This window comes from Marinicauda salina, assembly GCF_003122085.1.
Lineage (GTDB): Bacteria > Pseudomonadota > Alphaproteobacteria > Caulobacterales > Maricaulaceae > Maricicauda_A > Maricicauda_A salina.
Window position 1 is genome coordinate 590307 of the sequence record NZ_QEXV01000001.1, and the last position, 18823, is coordinate 609129.

21 protein-coding genes and 1 tRNA gene are annotated in these 18823 nt (G+C 69.2%); 15 read left to right on the forward strand and 7 right to left on the reverse strand.

Annotated features, from left to right (window positions below):
- Nucleotides 1-37: 37 nt before the first annotated feature.
- The 4 genes from DDZ18_RS02640 to DDZ18_RS02655 form a co-directional block, all read right to left on the reverse strand.
- A complete protein-coding gene (locus DDZ18_RS02640; RefSeq protein ID WP_109251797.1) occupies nucleotides 38-775 on the reverse strand; it encodes a glutathione S-transferase family protein in 738 nt (245 codons plus the stop codon).
- A 3-nt stretch (nucleotides 776-778) separates the two neighbouring features.
- Nucleotides 779-2194, reverse strand: a complete 1416-nt coding sequence (locus DDZ18_RS02645) for an MFS transporter (protein WP_332903309.1) — start codon at nucleotides 2192-2194, stop codon at nucleotides 779-781.
- Between the two features lie 106 nt (nucleotides 2195-2300).
- Nucleotides 2301-4367, reverse strand: a complete 2067-nt coding sequence (locus DDZ18_RS02650) for a TonB-dependent receptor (RefSeq protein WP_158272041.1) — start codon at nucleotides 4365-4367, stop codon at nucleotides 2301-2303.
- 432 nt (nucleotides 4368-4799) lie between these two features.
- Nucleotides 4800-4889, reverse strand: a tRNA-Ser gene (locus DDZ18_RS02655).
- 356 nt (nucleotides 4890-5245) lie between these two features.
- Here DDZ18_RS02655 and DDZ18_RS02660 point away from each other — a divergent pair.
- From DDZ18_RS02660 to DDZ18_RS02715, 12 genes are all read left to right on the forward strand, one after another.
- Nucleotides 5246-5950 carry a 50S ribosomal protein L21 gene (locus tag DDZ18_RS02660; protein ID WP_109251800.1) on the forward strand — a complete coding sequence of 235 codons (705 nt, stop codon included), beginning with the start codon at nucleotides 5246-5248 and terminating at the stop codon, nucleotides 5948-5950.
- 30 nt (nucleotides 5951-5980) lie between these two features.
- Nucleotides 5981-6250, forward strand: coding sequence for a 50S ribosomal protein L27 (rpmA, locus tag DDZ18_RS02665; RefSeq protein WP_109251801.1), 270 nt, complete (start codon nucleotides 5981-5983; stop codon nucleotides 6248-6250).
- A 130-nt stretch (nucleotides 6251-6380) separates the two neighbouring features.
- Entirely contained in the window at nucleotides 6381-6932 is a 552-nt protein-coding gene (locus DDZ18_RS02670) for a GNAT family N-acetyltransferase (protein WP_109251802.1), read from the forward strand.
- A 30-nt stretch (nucleotides 6933-6962) separates the two neighbouring features.
- Nucleotides 6963-8000, forward strand: coding sequence for a GTPase ObgE (obgE, locus tag DDZ18_RS02675; protein ID WP_109251803.1), 1038 nt, complete (start codon nucleotides 6963-6965; stop codon nucleotides 7998-8000).
- Nucleotides 7997-8602 (forward strand): nicotinate-nucleotide adenylyltransferase, encoded by a 606-nt coding sequence (locus DDZ18_RS02680; protein ID WP_233245679.1) that lies wholly within the window; start codon nucleotides 7997-7999, stop codon nucleotides 8600-8602. The genes obgE and DDZ18_RS02680 overlap by 4 nt, the downstream gene beginning before the upstream one ends.
- A 24-nt stretch (nucleotides 8603-8626) precedes the next feature.
- A complete protein-coding gene (egtD, locus tag DDZ18_RS02685; RefSeq protein WP_109251804.1) occupies nucleotides 8627-9625 on the forward strand; it encodes an L-histidine N(alpha)-methyltransferase in 999 nt (332 codons plus the stop codon).
- Nucleotides 9626-9673: 48 nt separating this feature from the next.
- A complete protein-coding gene (gene rsfS / locus DDZ18_RS02690) occupies nucleotides 9674-10063 on the forward strand; it encodes a ribosome silencing factor (RefSeq protein ID WP_109251805.1) in 390 nt (129 codons plus the stop codon).
- Nucleotides 10064-10068: 5 nt separating this feature from the next.
- Nucleotides 10069-10539 (forward strand): 23S rRNA (pseudouridine(1915)-N(3))-methyltransferase RlmH, encoded by a 471-nt coding sequence (locus DDZ18_RS02695; RefSeq protein WP_109251806.1) that lies wholly within the window; start codon nucleotides 10069-10071, stop codon nucleotides 10537-10539.
- A 5-nt stretch (nucleotides 10540-10544) separates the two neighbouring features.
- A complete protein-coding gene (locus tag DDZ18_RS02700) occupies nucleotides 10545-11789 on the forward strand; it encodes a murein hydrolase activator EnvC family protein (RefSeq protein WP_158272042.1) in 1245 nt (414 codons plus the stop codon).
- A gap of 38 nt (nucleotides 11790-11827) precedes the next feature.
- Nucleotides 11828-13132: a S41 family peptidase gene (locus DDZ18_RS02705; protein WP_109251808.1), complete on the forward strand. Its 1305-nt coding sequence runs from the start codon at nucleotides 11828-11830 to the stop codon at nucleotides 13130-13132.
- A 136-nt stretch (nucleotides 13133-13268) separates the two neighbouring features.
- Nucleotides 13269-14378, forward strand: coding sequence for a divergent polysaccharide deacetylase family protein (locus DDZ18_RS02710; RefSeq protein ID WP_158272043.1), 1110 nt, complete (start codon nucleotides 13269-13271; stop codon nucleotides 14376-14378).
- Complete coding sequence (locus DDZ18_RS02715) at nucleotides 14375-14863, forward strand: RNA pyrophosphohydrolase (RefSeq protein WP_109251810.1); 489 nt, start codon at nucleotides 14375-14377, stop codon at nucleotides 14861-14863. Before DDZ18_RS02710 ends, DDZ18_RS02715 begins: the two co-directional genes overlap by 4 nt.
- On the opposite strand, the gene DDZ18_RS02720 is transcribed toward DDZ18_RS02715, so the two are convergent.
- From DDZ18_RS02720 to DDZ18_RS02730, 3 genes are all read right to left on the reverse strand, one after another.
- Nucleotides 14864-15175: a hypothetical protein gene (locus DDZ18_RS02720; protein ID WP_109251811.1), complete on the reverse strand. Its 312-nt coding sequence runs from the start codon at nucleotides 15173-15175 to the stop codon at nucleotides 14864-14866.
- A 129-nt stretch (nucleotides 15176-15304) separates the two neighbouring features.
- Entirely contained in the window at nucleotides 15305-15835 is a 531-nt protein-coding gene (locus tag DDZ18_RS02725; RefSeq protein ID WP_109251812.1) for a carboxymuconolactone decarboxylase family protein, read from the reverse strand.
- Nucleotides 15836-16028: 193 nt separating this feature from the next.
- Nucleotides 16029-16580, reverse strand: coding sequence for a peroxiredoxin (locus DDZ18_RS02730; protein ID WP_109251813.1), 552 nt, complete (start codon nucleotides 16578-16580; stop codon nucleotides 16029-16031).
- A 158-nt stretch (nucleotides 16581-16738) separates the two neighbouring features.
- Between DDZ18_RS02730 and DDZ18_RS02735 the strand changes: the two genes are divergently transcribed.
- The 3 genes from DDZ18_RS02735 (at nucleotide 16739) to DDZ18_RS02745 (ending at nucleotide 18819) form a co-directional block, all read left to right on the forward strand.
- Nucleotides 16739-17659 carry a hydrogen peroxide-inducible genes activator gene (locus tag DDZ18_RS02735; RefSeq protein WP_109252208.1) on the forward strand — a complete coding sequence of 307 codons (921 nt, stop codon included), beginning with the start codon at nucleotides 16739-16741 and terminating at the stop codon, nucleotides 17657-17659.
- Between the two features lie 43 nt (nucleotides 17660-17702).
- Nucleotides 17703-18272 (forward strand): phosphoglycerate mutase family protein, encoded by a 570-nt coding sequence (locus DDZ18_RS02740; protein ID WP_109251814.1) that lies wholly within the window; start codon nucleotides 17703-17705, stop codon nucleotides 18270-18272.
- 76 nt (nucleotides 18273-18348) lie between these two features.
- Nucleotides 18349-18819, forward strand: a complete 471-nt coding sequence (locus tag DDZ18_RS02745; protein ID WP_109252209.1) for a low molecular weight protein-tyrosine-phosphatase — start codon at nucleotides 18349-18351, stop codon at nucleotides 18817-18819.
- Nucleotides 18820-18823 lie beyond the last annotated feature (4 nt).

Here is an 18823-nt window from a genome sequence, read left to right on the forward strand (position 1 = left end):
GCAGAGGAGAAGCGTCCGCGCACGCGAACGCGGCGTTTCAGTCCGGCGCGGAATCCGCATGTCCGACCCCGGCGATCGGCTGGTCAGCCGCGCCGCAAGCTTCCGGCTCGATGCTCAGGGGCGTGTCGTCGCCGTGCCGGCCCAGGGCCTCCGGCAGGCCGCTGGCGCGAACGACGGACGGCCGCGCGGCGATCGCTTCGGCCCAGGACGCCGCCCAGTCCGGCATATCGGCGGAAAGACCGAAATGCTGCTGCATCCCGTCGATCAGTCCGAACAGGGTGTGAAAGGCCAGGTCGACGAGCGAAAACTCGACGCCGAAGAAAAACGGGCCTCCGGAGGATGCGAGCCGGTCCCGCTCCATTCGGGCGAACGCGTGCTCGAGGCCTTCCAGAGTCGCCTCGACGGACGTGTCTCCGGTGAACGCGGCGTTGATCAGCGGGATGACGCGCCGGTCGCAATAATGCTTCCAGCGTCGCGCCTCCGCCCGAAGAACCGGGCCGTCCGGCATCAGCGGCGCGCCGGAATAGCGCTCGTCGATGAACTCGTTGATGAGCAGAGAATCCCAGACGCTGACGCCGTCCGCCAACAGCGTCGGCGTCTGGGCGAGCGGAGTGGCGGCGAGGAAGGAAGCGGTCTTTTCGCCGTCGGCGCCGCGCGCGGAAACGAGGTCGAACGCCTGCCCCTTCTCGATCAGGGCCGCGAAGTTGCGGATCGCCCAACCGCATGTCGGCGTCGTGAATATGGACGGGGGCGTGTCGGGTCGAGCGCCTGGCATTGTCTAGGCCGTCCTCGCGCGGCGGCGTCGGAGTGCGCGCTCGATGATCCGGTGACGTCCGCGATCGATCGGAAATATCCAGATGAGCGCCGCAGCAGACAGGTTGAGCAGGATCGGAATCCCGATGAACGTCAGAAAGAAGCCCGCCATGGCGACCGTGGTGTTCTCGCCGGTCGGGTCGAAGCCGAACAGCCCGACGATGATGAAGGCCGCGCCGCCGCCCACGGCCAGTCCGAGCTTCGTGTAGAGCGTGGTGAAGGCGTAGTAGTTCGCCGCCTTGTTCTGGCCGGTCTTGTATTCGTCGAAGTCGACGACGTCGGCCATGATCGCCATCAGGCAGACCTGGCTGCCCGACGTCAGCACGGCGGAAAGACCGAAAATCGCCGCGAGCATGGGAAAGGCTGACGGGCCGGGCGGAATGAGGGCCATGGTGACCAGGGTCAGGGCGGTGCCGGCCGAGCAGAAGGCGAGCCCGCGATGCTTCTCGACGCGCTTCAGGACCATCGGCCACAGAAAGGCGACGCCGACGCTCAGGCCCGCCACGATCAGGCCGACATGGGCGATCCTGTCGAGGATTCCCAGATAGCTGTCGATGAAGAAGAAATAGAGGCCGGCCACCATTCCGCTGGCCGTCGCAGAGACAACGAAGCTGGCCGAGAGCAGAGCGAACGGGCCGTTGTTCAGGAGCGCTTTTCCAACCTCGATCAAGCCCGCTTCGCTCTGACGGGCCGGTTCGCCGACAGCCCTTGGAACGGAAGCGACCGCCCACGCGACGCTCAGGGGAATGGCCGCGATGAGGATCCAGGCAACGGCTCCGGTCACCTGCAGCGTCATCTCGGTCGTCGGAAAGATCGGCCAGAGCGGCGCCGAGACGAATCCGAGATAGCCCAGATAATAGGCCGCCATCCGGTAGGCCGAAATGCGCGAGCGGTCGTCATAGCGCGGGGCGACCTCGCTCAGCCACGCCGCGTGCGGCACCTCCACGAGCGTCCAGCCGAGATAGACTGCGACCGACGAAAGCAGGAACCACGTCGCCCCCGCGTCCGGGGGCGGCCGCAGCCAGAAAAGAGCCCCGGCGGCGGCGAGCGCCGCCCCGGCGACGATCATCGGCTTGCGGCGTCCCCAGGGCGACTGCGAGCGATCCGAGAAATATCCGATCAGGGGATCCGTCACGACATCGAACAGGCGCGTGATCGTGAGGATGAGCCCGATCGTGGTCAGGCTGACGGCGGTGTGATTGGCGTAGAGCGCCGGCAGGATCGCCAGCGCCGGCGCGTGCAGGGTCGACATCGGCGCGACGGGCGCCGCATAGGCGACGACAGCGCTTCGCGAGAGACCCTGCGCCGGCTGGCTCCGAGTCGCGGAGCGAGCGCCCGATTCCGGATGGCCAGCCGGCGCTGTCGTCTGCACGTCCGTCACGAATGCCGCCCCTTCAACTGTCGCGGTTTGCGAGCGATGCGCCGCCGGCGGGCGCGATTCAGCACTGCGGCGCCGATGTTCGGAGACGGCGCATCGCTCGCCAAGGTCAGCCGCCGAAGGTTCGCGTCAGCTCGAACCCGACCGTGCGCGGACGGATGCTCGACGCACGCGCCGGCGCGTCCCCGCCCGGCGCGCCTGCAGCCGCCTGCGGGAAAATCTGCATGAACGGCCGCTCGTCGGTGACGTTGTCGACGTAGAGCTTGATCTGCCAGCGGTCGAACATGACGCCGCCCGAGGCGTTGAGGACGTCCTGGGCCGGCACCGGAACGGCGCCGTCAGCCCGGTTGAAGCCCTCCGTCGTGGTGCGGTCGCGGTGCCAGTAGTTGGCGCGCACGAAACCGTTCGCGCCGGAGCCGATCTCGAAATCGTATCCGACATCGAGCGACCAGGTCTGACGCGGCGTGCGGCGCAGTTCCTCGCCTTCCTCGATCAGGGCCGGCCCCGGATACACCACCGCGTCGGAGGTGAACTCGTTCTCAGTGTAGGCGTAGCTCGCCATGACGTAGAGGCCGTCGGTGAAGACGTCACGCGCCATGACCTCGATCTCGCCGCCAAAGGCGTCCAGGCTCGGCGCGTTGGTCGTGAAGGCGAACGTGGCCGACTCGTTGAACACGACGGTCTGAATGTCGCTCCAGTCCATCGAGTAGATCGCGCCGTTGACGTGCAGCCGGTCGCGCAGCCAGCTCGTGTGCGCCCCGATCTCGTAATTGACGAGCGTGTCCGGGTCGAACTTCACGAATTCTTCCGGAATGCCTAGCGCCGGACCCACGAAGGGGTTGAAGCCGCCGAACCGGAAACCCTCCGATCGCGTCACGTAGAACAGCTGGTCGTCGTTCGGCGCGAAGCTGAGCTGCGCCTTCCAGAAGAAGTCGTCGCCGCCGACGACGCCGGTCTCCTGCTGGAAGTTCGTGCCGAAATAGGTGAATTCCTCCCGGTTATCGACTTCCCAGTCGAAGTAGCGTCCGCCGACGAGGACGGACCACATGTCATTGAACTGGTAGGTCGCCTCGCCGAAGAAGGCGAGCTCCCGCCGATCCTCGGCTCCGCCCAGGACCGAGATCACGAAGGGCGGCGATCCCGGCGCGCCGCTGGCGTCGACCTGGGTCTGGGTTTGCGGATCGAAGGTTTCGAGGTCGTCGTAATAAACGCCGGCGATCCAGCTCAGCGGCCGCTCGCCCGTCGACGAAAGCCGGAGTTCGTGAGTCCACGAGCTCTTCTCGTCTATGGAATCGGTCCGCGCGAGCGGGATGAAGCCGTACACATTGGTGTCGAAGTCGACGACGCTCCGCTCCTGATCGAAATAGGAGCCGGTATAGTTCAGCTGGGCCCAGCCCAGGTCCGCGTCGACGATGAAGTTGAACAGGTCATAGGCCTGATTGGCGGGATTGCGCGTAAACGGCTCTTCGATCTGGAAATCGCCGAGGCCGATGTCGAAGAAGGACGGCGCGTTCGAGGTGAGGTCGTTGCCGTGATAGATGACGGTCAGATCAAGCCAGTCGGTCGGCCGGGCGAGCGCCGAGACGCGCCACGCCGTCTCCTCGACCGCGTTCACATCGTCGTCGCCCGTGGTGAGGTTGTCGATGTAACCGGTCTCGTCGATATGCTGGGCCGCGACGCGGACGGCGAACCGGTCCTCGACGATCGGGATGTTGACGTGCCCGGCCATCCGGTGGCTGAGCCCGCCGTCGCCCTCGGTCGAATAGACGTCGGCCTGAATGGACGCGTCATAGCCCGTCGGGTCCGGACGGTTGGACCTGAATGAAACGAGTCCGCCGATGGCCTGCGCTCCCCAGAGCGTGCCTTGCGGGCCGCGGTAGACAGACGCTTCGCCGATGTCGAAGAAGCGATAATTCTCGCCGAAGCGCGGCGCGCCGTCGAGATACTGAGCCACGACGGCGAGCGTATTGTCCCCGACCGGCGAGAGGCCGCGAATGGAGGCGACTTCGTTGCCGCGCCCCGCGCCGCCGTTCGAGATGAAGTTGGCGCCGGGCACCTGGGTGATGAAGTCTTCGAAATCGAGAACGTCGAGGCGCTCCAGACGGTTCTCGTCGAAGCTGGTGATGCTGTTCGAAACGTCCTGGACGTCCATCGTCCCGCGCTTGCTCGTCACCATGATGACTTCAACGTCCGCATCGCGGTCGTTTTCATCCGCGCCCTCCTGAGCCAGGGCCGGGGCGGCGCCGCTCAGGGCGAAGGCCGCGATCGCCGCGGCGGAAGCCGATGAAGCGGCGCGCCGTCGAGCGCGCACGTAAGCCCCGTAAACACAAAACATTTTTCTTCCTCCCCATTGCCCGATGACCGAAATCATCAGAACATACACGTACCAGCCGGTCGGTATGTTGGCAACGCCGGGGCCGGATCTGGACCGCCGCGGCGGCGGCGTCGGGTCGAGCCGAGGGACCCCCGGCGCGCCAGCGGGACAGGGTTTTTCGGGCTAGCGGCGGGGGTGTGGGCGGCGTCGCGGGTCCGCGGGCCTCGCGCCGGGGGCAACCGCGACGTCATCCGGACGCACCCGGATCAGAAGACGCCTTTTGCGAGGGGAATATGGCGGAGAGGGAGGGATTCGAACCCTCGGAACGCTTGCGCGCTCAACGGTTTTCGAGACCGCCCCGTTCGACCACTCCGGCACCTCTCCGCACGGGGAGCCGGCGTTGTGACGGAGTGGTCGAACAAAATCAAGAGACGAGCGCGGGCGCGGCCCGCACGGGCGACCACGCCGGCGCGACCCGCCGCGAAAACGATGTGGCGCTTCATCGAACAGGATCGATATATCCGCGAGGCCCGCGCCGGCGCGGTCGAACCGGCGCCCGGACCCTGCGGCTCGATTGACGCGGCGCGCGTCCTGAGTCTATATCGCGCGCTCGCGTCCGCTCCCCGCGCCGGGAGCGGGCCGTTTCGTTTTGACAACGCCCGCCTTCATCAGAAGCGGCGAAGAAAAAGGGCGCCGCGACGGGATGATCCCGCGACGGCCCGAGCAAGAAGGAAGACGTCATGTACGCGGTGATCAAGACCGGCGGCAAGCAGTACAAGGTCGCCGAGGGCGACAAGCTGCGCATCGAGAAGGTGGACGGCGCGCCCGGCGACGTGGTCGCGTTCGACGAGGTGCTGATGCTCGGCGACGACAAGGGCGGCGTCACCGTGGGCGATCCCCTGGTGAAGGGCGCCCAGGTGATGGGCGAGCTCGTCGACGTCCGCAAGGCGGGCAAGGTCGTCGTCTTCAAGAAGCGCCGCCGCCAGAACTATCGCCGCAAGAAGGGCCATCGCCAGTGGGAGGCGCTGGTGGCGATCTCCGAGATCGTCGCCCCGGGCTCCAAGGCGAAGACGAAGGCGAGCGCCAAGCCGAAGGCGGAGACGAAGACCGCTGAGAAGGCTGAAAAGCCCGCCGCGGCGAAGAAGGCCGCGCCGAAGAAGACCGCCGAGAAGGCCGAACCGGCCGCGGCCAAGGACGCGACGAAGTCGGCGCCGACGCCGGCGGCCTCCAAGAAGGCCGCCGCGGGCGACGATCTCAAGAAGCTGACCGGCGTGGGCCCGGCGCTCGAGAAGAAGATGGTCGAGGCTGGCGTGACGTCGTTCGCGCAGATCGCGGGCTGGAAAGCCGCCGATCTCGACAAGTATGATGAACTCGTCCCGGGCCTGAAGGCGAAGGCCGAGAAGGGCGACTGGATCGCCGAAGCGAAGAAGCTGGCCGGCTCCTAGGGCCGCCGCAGACGAACAGGAGAGCGAGACATGGCTCACAAGAAGGCGGGCGGCTCCTCGCGTAACGGCCGCGACTCGATCGGACGCCGCCTCGGCGTCAAGAAAGCCGGCGGCCAGGCGGTCGTTCCGGGCAACATCATCATTCGCCAGCGCGGGACCAAGTACTATCCCGGCGAGAATGTCGGCATGGGCAAGGATCACACCCTGTTCGCCCTGACCGAGGGCCGCGTGGCGTTCGCCAAGAAGAAGAACGACCGGACCTACGTGTCCGTCATGCCGCTCGCCGACGCGGCGGAATAGGGCGACGCGACCGCGATCGCCCGCTTGAAGGGGGCGATCCGAAGGTCCGACATTCCGGACAGGCTCGAGGGGAGACGGATCGCCGTCTCCCCTTCTTCGTTCGATCTCCCCCGGAACCACGGAGGCGGCGATGGACGGCCAGTCCGAAAGCCTGGATGCGGAAACCGATGAACGCGCGGCGCGCGTGCGGCTCAGGCCGCTGGCGCTGGAGGACGCGGCGTTCGTCGCCGCCGAGACCAGCCGGCCGGAGATCGCGCGCATGACGTCGCGCATTCCTTGCCCGAACCCGCGTCTGTGTGCGGAGGGCTTCATCCTGATCATGCGCGCCCGCGAGCAGGCGCGGGGTGATCGCGTGCGCATGATCGAGCATTGCGAGCGCGGCGCGCGGCTCGGCGTGATGGGGCTGCATCCCAGATCCGACGGCGCCTGGGAGCTCGGCTTCTGGATGGCGCGATCGGCCTGGGGACGCGGCTACGCGACCGAGGCGGGCGCGCTCATGCTCGCCGAGGCCGCCGCCGACGGGCTCGGTCCGGTCGTCGCGGGCCATTTCGAGGACAATCCGGCCTCGGCCCGGGTGCTCCGACGCCTCGGCTTCGGCTATACCGGCGAGGTCGAGCAGGCCTGGTCGCTGGCGCGGGCGGCGCGGAGTCCCTGTCCACGCATGGCGCTGGAGACGGCCTGAGCCGGGCCGCGGCCGCGAGGAGGCGGGCGAATGAAATTCCTGGACGAAGCCAAGGTCTACGTGAAGTCGGGCGACGGCGGGGCGGGCAGCGTGTCCTTCCGCCGCGAGGCCTATGTCGAGTTCGGCGGACCGGACGGCGGCGACGGCGGGCGAGGCGGCGACGTCTGGGCCGAGGCGGTGGAGTCGCTCAACACGCTGATCGACTACCGCTACCAGCAGCATTTCAAGGCCAAGCGCGGCGGGCACGGCATGGGCAAGAACCGCACCGGCGCCGACGGCGGCGACGTCGTGCTCAAGGTCCCGGTCGGCACCGAGATCCTCGACGCGGACAAGGAGACCGTGCTCGCCGATCTCACCGAGGTCGGCGAGCGCGTCCTGCTCGCCGCCGGCGGGCGCGGCGGCAAGGGCAACGCGCATTTCAAGAGTTCGACCAACCAGGCGCCGCGCAAGTCGCAGCCCGGCGAGCCGGGCGAGGAGCGCTGGCTTTGGCTCCGGCTCAAGCTGATCGCCGACGCCGGCCTGGTCGGGCTGCCCAATGCGGGCAAGTCGACCTTCCTGTCGGCGGCGAGCCGCGCCCATCCCAAGATCGCGGCCTATCCCTTCACCACGCTGCATCCCAATCTCGGCGTGGTCGATCTGGGCGCGGGCTCGCGCTTCGTGCTCGCCGACATTCCCGGCCTGATCGAGGGCGCCCACGAGGGCGCGGGCATCGGCGACCGCTTTCTCGGCCATATCGAGCGCTGCGCCGTGCTCGTGCATCTCGTCGACGCCACGGAAGACGATCCGGTCGCGTCCTGGCGCACCGTGCGCGACGAGATCGACGCCTACGGCGCGGGGCTCGCCGACAAGCCGGAGATCCTCGCGCTCAACAAGATCGACGCCGTCGACGCCGACACGCTAGCCGAGCGCAAGCAGGCGCTCGAGGCGGCCGCGGGCAAGCCGGTGGAGACGGTCTCGGGCGTGAGCGGTGAGAACGTGCGCGACCTGCTCGGCCGGGTCTGGGAGACGGTGTCCGAGGCGCGGGCCGAGGCCGCCGCCGAGGATGCGCCGGCGGGCTGGACGCCGTGAGAGCCGCCGCGCTGAAGACCGAGACGCTCTGTCCGGGCATGCGCGTCGGGCTGTTCGGGGGCAGCTTCGATCCGCCGCACGCGGGGCATCTTCATGTCGCGCGCACCGCGCTGCGCCGGCTCGGCCTGCATCGCGTGTGGTGGCTGCCCTCGCCGCAGAACCCGCTCAAGCCTCACGCGCCCGGCGAGCTCGCCGAACGCATGGCGGCGATCGGCGCGCTCGCCGCCGAGCCGCGCATGGTCGTCAGCGACCTCGAGGCGCGCCTGGGAACCAATCGCACGATCGATGTCGTCCGCCATCTCCAGCGTCGCCATCCCGGCGTTCATTTCGTATGGATCATGGGCGCCGACGCGCTGGCGCATTTCCATCGCTGGAAGGGATGGGTGGAGATCGCCGCGCGGGTTCCGCTGTGCGTCGTCTCCCGGCCGGAGGATTCGCTGTCGGCGCGGCTGTCGCCGGCGGCGCGGCGCCTGGGGTCCGCGCGCCTTGCCGAAACCGCGGCCCGGCGGCTTCCCATGCAGGAGCCCCCGTGCTGGACTTACTTGGTCGAGCCGCTACATCCTCACGCATCGTCCGCGCTGCGCCACGAAACAGCGGACTGAAGCCGCCGCCGGAGCCGGAATCCCATGAGCACCACCGACGCCGGCGCGCGACCGCCTGCGCTCGCCTTCTTCGAGGATCTGCATCCGCCCGCTTCGGACTTCCGGGCCGACGTGCTGGACGGGCTGTCGAAGCCGCAGAAGGCGATCCCGCCCAAGTATTTCTACGATCAGGCGGGGTCGGAGATCTTCGACCGCATCACCGACGCGCCCGAATACTACGTCACGCGCACCGAGCTCGAACTGCTCGATCGCATCGGCCCGGCTCTGCGCGAGCTGGCCGGTCCCGGAGGGGTCGTGCTCGAGCCCGGCGCGGGATCGAGCGTCAAGATCCGCAAGCTCATCGACGCGCTCGACGCGCCGGCCGGCTATGTCGGCATGGACATCTCCGGCGATCACGTGCGCGCGGCCTGCGCGAAGCTGGCCTCGGACCATCCCGGCCTGACGATCGGCGCGGTGTGTCACGATTTCACCGAGGCGATCGATCTCGACGCTCTGCCCCTGCCGGAAGGTCGCCGCCTGGTGTTCTTCCCCGGCTCGACCATCGGCAATTTCGAGCTGATCGACGCGCTGGCGCTGCTCCAGACGCTGCACGGCTGGTTGCGTCCGCGCGATGCCCTGATCGTCGGCGCCGACCTGCGCAAGGACCGCGCGGTCCTCGAAGCCGCCTATGACGACGCCGGCGGCGCGACGGCGGCCTTCAATTACAACCTGATCGACCGGATCAACGCCGAGCTCGGCGGGACGCTCGATCGCGACGGCTTCGAGTACGCCGCGTTCTGGAACCCGTACCGCTCGCGCGTCGAGATGTATCTCGTCGCCACGCGTGACATGCGCTTCTCGGTGGCGGGCCGCGACTTCGTCATCCGCGAGACCGAAACCATCCACACCGAAAACTCCCACAAGTTCACCGTGAACGGCTTCCAGGACCTGGCCCGGCGGGCCGGATTCGAGCCGGTCGAGGCGTGGGTCCACGACACGGTTCCCTACTCCATTCACTGGCTCGAACGCGGCGGCGAAGCGTGATACGCTCGACCGTGCTGGGAAGAAGGAGCATCGACGCTGTCCGTTGAACTGCAACGCCGCCGGGCGCGGGAGAGCGAGGCCGGAAATCCGGCCGGCGCCGGCGACGCGGAGGCCCTTGAGAGCCTCATCCTCTCCGTCCTCGAAGACGACAAGGCCGAAGACGTCGTGGTCATCGACCTGCACGGCAAGTCGTCCGTCACCGACCTCATGATCATCGCCACCGGCCGGTCCAACCGCCATGTCGGCGCGATCGCCGATCACGTGATCCGCAAGCTCAAGGAGAGCGGCCACGGCGCGCCCCGCGTCGAGGGCATCAAGAGCTGCGACTGGGTGCTGATCGACGTCGGCGACGTGGTGTTGCACATCTTCCGGCCGGAAGTGCGCGACTTCTACGATCTCGAGAAGCTCTGGTCGGCCGCTCCCGCCGGCCCGGCGTAGGCGCCTTGCGCGTCGAAATCCGCGCGATCGGCCGCCTCAAGTCCGGTCCCGAACGCACGCTCGTCGACGACTATCTCAAGCGCGCCGAGGGCCTCGGCCGCGGCGTCGGGCTCGGCCCGTTCGTCGAGCGCGAGATCGATCCGCGCAACCTCGCCGACCGCGCCGCCGAGACCGAGGCGCTGATCGCCGACCTGCCGGCGCTGGCCACTGTGGTCGCGCTTGACGAACGCGGCGAAGCGCTGACATCCCGGGCCTTTTCGGGGCGTCTGCAGGAGACGCGCGACGACGGCGTGCGCGACATGGTCTTCCTGATCGGCGGCGCGGATGGATTCGATGCGGCGCGGCTGCCGGCCGGAACGCGACGGATCGCCTTCGGACCGGCGACATGGCCGCACAAGCTGGTCCGCGTCATGCTCGCCGAGCAGCTCTATCGCGCCGTGGCGCTCGCTGCGGGATCGCCCTACCACCGGGATTGAGCCTGATGCCGCCTTTCGTTCTGGTCGCCGCGCTCCTCGCCCAGCCGGCCGACGCGCCCGATCCCGAACGGATCGAGGCGCTGGAGGCCGAGGCCGAGGAGACCCGCGAGCAGAGCGAGGCCCGCGCCGCAGAGGCCGACGCGCTGGCCGCCGAGATCGCCGAGCTGCAGGCGCGCCTCGTTCAGGCCGCCGAACGGGTGCGCGCCGCCGAGGCGTCCGCCGACACCAGTGAAGCGCGGCTCGCCGAGCTCGAGGCCGAGGAGGCCGCCCTTTCCGAGCAGCTGGCTCGCGAGCGCGAAAGCCTCGCCCGCGTGCTCGCCGCCCTGCAGCGCTTCGAGCTCGCCGATCCGCCGGCGCTGGCCGTGACGCCCGACGACGCCGCCGAGGCCGCCCGGGCCGCGGGGCTGATGGCGCGCATCGCGCCGATGCTGGAAGCGCGCGCGGCGAACCTGGCCCGGCGCCTCGAGGAACTCGCCGCGCTGCGCGCGGAGCTGGGCGATCAGCGCGAAACCGTCGCCGAGGCCCGCGCCCGTCTCGCCGAGACCCGCGCGGAGGTCTCCGATCTGCTGGCCGAGCGCCGCGCCGCCGAGCAGCGCCTGCGCGCCGAGGCCGCCGATCTGTCGGACCGCGCCGCCGAGATCGCCTCGCGCGCGCGGTCGCTGCGCGAACTGCTCGCGGAGATCCGACGCTTCGCCGACGCCGAACCGCGACTGGCGCCGCGGCGGACCGAGCCGCCGGACCCCTCCGGCGTGCCGGTTCCGCGCGTGCGTCCGGAGCGGCGACCGGTGGAGGAGGGCGAGCTGATGGCCGCCCTGCCGGTGAGCGGCCCGGCCGAATCCATGCGCTTTTCCGACGTGCGCGGCCGGCTGAGGCCGCCGGCCGGGGGGCGCATCGTCTCCGGCGCCGGCGAGCGCGGCCCCGACGGCGTCGTCCGCGAGGGCGTATGGTTCGAGACGCGGTCCCGGGCCCAGGTCACCGCGCCGTTCGACGGGGTGGTGGTCTACGCGGGACCGTTTCAAAGCTTCGACGGCGTCTTGATGATCAACACCGCCGATGGATACACTCTCATCATCGGCGGGATGGCGCTTGTCTACGCGGCCGAGGGTCAGTCCGTTCTGGCGGGTGAACCGGTCGGCGCGATGCCGGACCGTGAAAATCCGCCGCCGCGTCTCTATCTTGAGATAAGGCGAAACAGCGACGAGGCCGACGACCCGGAGATGTGGCTCCGGCCCGAATTTCGCAGGGGCTGACGGCGAGGGCGCTCGGCGCCTGAAGAGGACGGTGAAGCATGCGTTTGCAAATCCTGGCTTCCGCGGTGGTGTTCGGCATCGGCGCAGCAGCGCTCGCGCTGTCCGCCGAAGGCGAGCAGAACTCGCGCGAGGAGACCTTCCGGCAGCTCGAGCTGTTCGGCGACGTGCTCAGCCGGATCGAGTCCGATTACGTCACCGATCCTGACAAGGCCGAGCTGATCGAGAGCGCGATCGACGGCATGCTCGGCGCGCTCGACCCGCATTCGAGCTATCTCAGCCCCGACGATTTCCGCGACATGCAGGTCTCGACCCGCGGCGAGTACGGCGGGATCGGCATCGAGGTCACCATTCGCGACGACCTGATTACGATCATTTCGCCGATCGCCGAGACTCCGGGAGAGCGCGCCGGCCTCGAGTCCGGAGACCGGATCGTGGCCGTCGACGGCGAATCCATGCTCGGCGCCAGCATGGACGACGCCGTCGAGCGCATGCGCGGTCCGGCCGGCGAGCCGGTCACGCTGACGATTGCGCGCGAGGGCTCCGAGCCGTTCGACGTCACCATCGTGCGCGACATCATCGAGGTGCGCTCGGTGGTGTGGCGGATGGAGGAGGACACGACGCCCTATCTGCGCATCACGACGTTCAACGAGCACACGACGGATGCGGTGGTCGAGGCGATCGCGGATCTCGAGGCCAGCTACGGCGCCGACCTTCCGGGGCTGATCCTCGACCTGCGCTCCAATCCGGGCGGCCTTCTGGACCAGTCGGTGAGCGTCGCCGATCTCTTCCTCGATGGCGGCGAAGTGGTGTCCACGCGTGGTCGCGATCCGCGCGAGACGCGGCGCTACAATGCGCGGCCGGGCGACATGCTCGAGGGCGCGCCCATCGTGGTGCTGATCAATCCGGGCACCGCGAGCGCGTCCGAGATCGTCGCCGGCGCGCTGCAGGACCGCGAGCGGGCGACCGTCGTCGGCCTGACCAGCTTCGGCAAGGGCTCCATGCAGACCGTGATTCCCTTGCGCGGCGGCCGCGACGGCGCGTTGCGCCTGACCACGGCGCGCTACTACACGCCGGCCGGCCGCTCGATCCAGGCCACCGGTCTGGACCCGGACATCGCGATCGCGTCGCGGCGGATCGACCCCGAGGCGCCGTCGCGCTTCACCGAGGCGGATCTGCGCAATGCGCTCGGCAACGAGAACGGCGACGAGCGCCACGAGATCGACGCCGAGGCCGTCGAGGAGCCGCCCGAGGACTGGGAAGAGGGCGAGGACTACCAGCTCTTCCGCGCCCGCGAGGTGCTCGCCTCGATGATGGAAGTCGAGCAGGCGCGGCTGGATCAGTAGTCGCGCCGCGCCCGGCTGCGGTTTTTCGTGGCTTCGTTAACGCTTCTTTACCCGGCGGCCATGAGGATCGGCGGCGGATGATTCCGCCGTTCACCGTCGCAGGGCCATGCTTGCACGCCGCTCCGAGTCCTCACCTTTGCGCGCTCCGCTTCTCGCGGGGGGCGCGGCCGCCGTCGCCTGCATTGCGGTCATCGCGGCGCTGGCGCTGACGGGGCGCAGCGACCAGGTCGCTGTCGGCGCCCGCGCGCCGATCGCCAGCGAGCCTCCTCTCGGGCTGGCCGCCGCCGGAGAGCCGGTGGAGTTCGTCGAGACCGAGGGGGAAGCCGCGTCGCTTCCCGGCGTGAGCGAGACCGCCGAAACGTTGACCGCGCCGCAGAGCGGGTCCGGGGCGCGCTCCGAACCGGATCGGCAAGCGGCCTCGCGCGGGGCGCCGCCCGCGCCCGTCGAGGGCCTCTACGAGCCCGGCCCGGGCGGTCCGCTGCCGGTGGTCGCTGCGGACGGCCGCCGCGGTTCCGAGGTGTACGCCGCCCCCTTCGAGGGCGAACCCGATGCGCCGACCATCGCGGTCGTCGTGGGCGGGCTCGGCATGAGCCGCGCGATCACGCAGACCGCGATCGAGGACCTGCCCGCGGAGGTCACGCTGAGCTTCGTGCCCTACGCGCCGAACCTGCAGGACTGGATCGACCGGGCGCGCGCGGACGGTCACGAGGTGCTGATCGAACTGCCGATGGAGCCGTTCGATTACCCCAACAACGATCCCGGCCCCCACACCCTGCTCGCCGACCTGGATGCGTCGGAGAACCGCGAGCGCCTGGAATGGCTGCTCAGCCGCGCGGCGGGTTATACCGGCGTGATCAATTATCTCGGCGCGCGACTGGCGACAGCGCCCGGGTCGATGGCCGAGATCTTCCGCGAACTCGACCGGCGCGGCGTGGCGATCTTCCACGACGGCTCCGGCCGGCGCTCGGCGCTGGCCGACGCCGCGTCCCGCGCCGATGCGCGGCTCGAGCTCGCCGACCGGGTCCTCGACGGCGACCCGACGCCGCGCGCCATCGAGGAGCGCCTGCTCGAACTCGAGGCGCTGGCGCTGCAGGACGGCGCGGCGCTCGGATCGGGGTTCGCCTACCCCGCGACCGTCGAACGCACCGCGCGCTGGGCCGAGGGGCTCGCCGCACGGGGCTATCAGCTCGCTCCCGCGTCCTATCTCCTCCGCCGCCAGGCCGGCGAGGCCGAGCAGGAGTCGTGAGGGCCGCCGGCCCCGACCCCTTTCCCGCCCATCGACCCAATGCCGGGGTCGTCCTGTTCGACGCGGCGGGGCTGTGCTGGATCGGCAAGCGCTTCGGCGCGCCGGGGCCATGGGTGTGGCAGTGGCCGCAGGGCGGGATGGATCCGGGCGAGGACGCCGAGGCTGCGGCCTTGAGGGAGCTCTACGAGGAAACCGGCGCGACTGCGGAGATGGTCGCGCCGCTGGGATCGATCGACGCCTGGCTGGCGTATGATTTCCCGCCGGAGGTTCGCGGCGACAAGGGTCGCTGGCGCGGCCAGAAGCAGCGCTGGTTCGCCTACCGCTATCACGGCCGCGACGCCGATTTCGATCTCACGGCGGTCCCGCCGCAGGAATTCGAAGGCTTCCGCTGGGAGCGTCTCGAACGCGTGCCCGAGCTGATCATTCCGTGGAAACGCGACGTCTACAGGGCGGTCGCCGAGGCCTTCGCCCCGTTCGCGCGCTGATCAGCGTCGCCGGCGCGTCAGCGCGTCGGCCGTCTTGATGAGCGCGACTCGTCCGACCATCGCCAGCCAGACCAGACCTGCGATCAGCGCGAACGGCGAGAAGGCCTCGGCGGGCACGGCGCGTGCGATGGCGACGATCGTCAACGCCGCCGCGCCGCGCGTGGCGAGAGTCGTCCAGGCGATGTCGCGGAAACGCTCGGCGGCGCGGATGGTGCGCCGCGAGAACCAGCGCCGCGCGGAGGTCGCCCGTCCGCGGTCGCCGCGTTCGCGCGCCGGAGCGCGCTCCTGACCTTGATCGATCGCAATGCTCATGAAAATCAGGATACGGATAAATGTGAGAACTGTCAAAAAAGTGTCATACGGTTGATATTGCATAGAAAAAACGCCGCCCGGCGATCCCGGGCGGCGTTAATAACATATCAAGTTATCGAGCTTCGCCGGTCAGGCGGCGGCGTTCTCCGCCCGGACGACGGCGGCGACGCCGTTGACCACCGCGCCGATCCGCACGCCGGCCTGGATCTGCTCGGTCGACAGACCCGCCTTGCGCAGCTCGGCCTCGTGGGAGTCGATGCACGCGCCGCAGCCGTTGATCGCCGAGACGACGAGCGACCAGAGCTCGAAATCGGCCTTGTCGACGCCCGGATTGGCGATGACGTTCATCCGGAGCTTCGCCGGCAGCGTCTTGTAGTCGGGCGACTTCACCAGGTGCAGGAAGCGATAATAGACATTGTTCATGCCCATGATCGAAGCGGCGGCCCTGGCTGCGGCGACGGCTTCGCCCGACAGCTTGCCCTCGACCTCGGCGGCGATGGACTTGAGCGTTTCGGGCTCGCCCACGGCGTAGGCCGCCGCGAGAAAGGCGCCGAACTTCTTCTGATCGTCGAGCACGGTCTCGCGGGCCAGCGAGGACAGGTTCAGCTTGAGATCCTTGGCGTACTCGGGAATGCGTTCCTTGAGAGCGTCGAGACTCATGGTTGGGCCTCCGTGTGGCGACCGCCGGCGGCGCGCGAAAGGCGCGCGGCGAGGCGTGCGTTGGAACAAGGGATTGGCGCGCTCCGGACGCCCCTCAAGTCGGGGGGAGGGACGCTCGAGGGCGTCCGGAGCGGCCAGGAAGGCCGTCGCGGCGCAAAGGGGACAGGAGCCGCGACGACCGATGTCGCCGGTGCTAGGCGGCGAGCGTGTCGCCGCCGACCTCGCGGTTGCACGGGCACAGCTCGTCGGTCTGCAGCGCGTCGAGCACGCGGAGCGTGTCTTCCGGATTGCGGCCGACATTCAGGTTCGTCGCGTAGACGTGCTGGATCGTGCCGTCCGGATCGACGATGTAGGTGTAGCGGTAGGCCACGCCTTCGGGCGAGCGGATGCCCAGCGAGTCGACCAGCGAGCCCGTCGTGTCGGCGAACTGCCACATGTCGAGCTTGTCGAGATCGCCGTGCTCGCGCCGCCAGGCGAGCTTGCAGAACTCGTTGTCGGTCGAGCCGCCCATCACGACGGCGTCACGATCCTCGAACTCGTCCTTCAGCTTGGCGAAGGCGACGATCTCGGTCGGGCACACGAAGGTGAAATCCTTCGGATAGAAGAAGATGACCTTCCACTTGCCCTCGAAGCTCTTGTCGGTGATCGGCTCGAACGCCGACTCGCCGTTCTCCTCGTGCTGATTGAAGCCCGGCTTCACGCCGACGATTTCGAACTCGGGAAGCTTGTCGCCAATACCCAGCATGTTTCGTCCTCCGGAAAACTCGTTTCACAAATATCGACCGCCCCGGCGGTCGCCGGGGCGACGGGGGCATGCCCCGTTTCGCGATGCGTATATGCGCGCCTGAGACTCATAAATCCAATGGATTGTTTCTTAACCGCCCATAGCCTATTTCAATGGCCATGAGCACGATACTTCCGACCCTGCGACAGCTTCAGTTTCTGGTGGCGCTGGCCGATCACGGCTCGTTCAGCCGCGCCGCGGAGGCGTCCCACGTCACCCAGCCGACGCTGTCGGCCGGCGTGAAGGAGCTCGAAAACGCCCTCGGCGCGGTGCTGGTCGAGCGCGGCGCCCGCGGCGCCACCCTCACCCCGGCCGGCGAGACCGCCGCCGCCCGCGCCCGGCTGATGCTGACCGAGGCCGAGGATCTGGTCCACGCCGCCCGCGCCGCCGGCGAGCCGCTGACCGGCCAGTTCCGGCTCGGCGTCATCCCGACGATCGCGCCCTTTCTGCTGCCGAAGGTCCTGCCCGCGCTGCGCGACGAGTTCCCGAAGCTTGAGCTGTTCCTGCGCGAGGACCTCACCCACAGGCTGGTCGACGCGCTCAAGGAGCGGCGGCTCGACGCCGCGCTCATCGCGTTGCCTTGGGAATCGACGGGCATCGAGACCACCGTGATCGCCGAGGACGAATTCCTGTTCGCCGCGCCGCCGGACCATCCGCTCGCCAAGGTCAACCGGCTCGAGCCGTCGATGGTGGCCGACGAACCGCTGCTTCTGCTCGAGGACGGCCACTGCCTGCGCGATCACGCGCTCTCGGTGTGCGGCGGCGGTCCCGGCGGCGCGGCGTCGGACGCGGCGCGATCGGATTTCGCCGCCACGAGCCTGCACACCCTGGTGCAGATGGTGCGCAGCGGCCTCGGGGCGACGCTGCTGCCGAAGCTGGCCCTCGACGCGGGTCTCATCGACGGCATGGATCTGGCCGTACGCCATTTCGACCCGCCGGTCTCCGGCCGCGAGATCGGCGTGGCCTGGCGCAAGGGCTCGGCCCGGGCCGACGAGGTCAAGGCGCTCGCCGCCTCGATCAAGGCGGCGATGGAGGGATGAGTCCGGCCTTTCCCGCCGGGCGCATTCGCAATAGAAACAACGCATGCTGACCCTCGCGATCGCCGCCGCCCTGATGTCGAACGAGCCCGCCGCGCCGGAGCGGCAGGTGCTGGTCGTGCGCCATGCCCGGAAGATCTCGGAGGACTGCAACGCGCTGGACTGTCCGCTGAGCGAGCGCGGCGAAGCGATGGTCGCGCGTCTCGGAACCTTTCTCGCCGGACCGGATGTCGGCGGCGTCGACGCCGCCCGCGCCAGCTCGGCCTGCCGCACGGTGCGGACCGCCGAGGCGGCGGGCGTTCCTGTCATTCCCCACCAGGCCGGACCCGACCATGTCGCGCGCTGCGGCGGCGGGGTCGACGTGGCGCTGACGCGCGAAGACGCCATCGACGCGGTGCGCGCCGACGACGCGCCGGCGACCCTCGTCGCCGAGCACTCCAACACGGTCTGCCTGTGGATCGTCGAGTACGCCGGCGAAGCTGCGGCGGGCGAGGCCGGCTGCGTCGACGGGCGGCTGCCGTCGGAGGCCTATGGCGACGTGTTCCGCCTGAGCGGCGCAGGAGAGGTCTGGACGCTGACCGTGTTCGAGGACGCCTTCGACGTTGCCGGGGAGTGAGACCGCGCCACAGGCGTGAACGCCTTCTTAAGCCCCGGCGGTGTATGCGTTCAGCAATCCGATCGAACCGACGGTGATGCCCGAGAAAACGCGCCATATCCTCTTCGTGTGCACCGGCAATATCTGTCGGTCGCCGATGGCGCAGGGCGTCGCGACGGTCCTCGCCGAGCGCGCGGGCAAGAACCTCGTCTTCGCTTCGGCGGGCACCGGCGACTGGCACGCCGGCCAGCCGGCCGATGCGCGCGCCGTCGAAGCCGCCAAGCGGCGCGGCTATGACCTGTCGGGCTGCGTGGCGCGCCAGTGCGTCGACGAGGATTTCCACCGCTTCGATTACCTGATCGCGCTCGACGGCGGCCACCTGCGCTGGCTGCGCACGGCGCTGTCGGCGCGCCGGCTGCCTGAAAAGCCGATCTCGCGCCTGATGGACTGGTCGATCGGGCTGGCCGGCCGCGACGTGCCCGACCCCTATTACGGCGACGCCGCCGAATTCGACGCCGCCCTCGATCTCATCGAGAAGGGCTGCGAGGGGCTGGTGCGCCGAATCTGAGCGC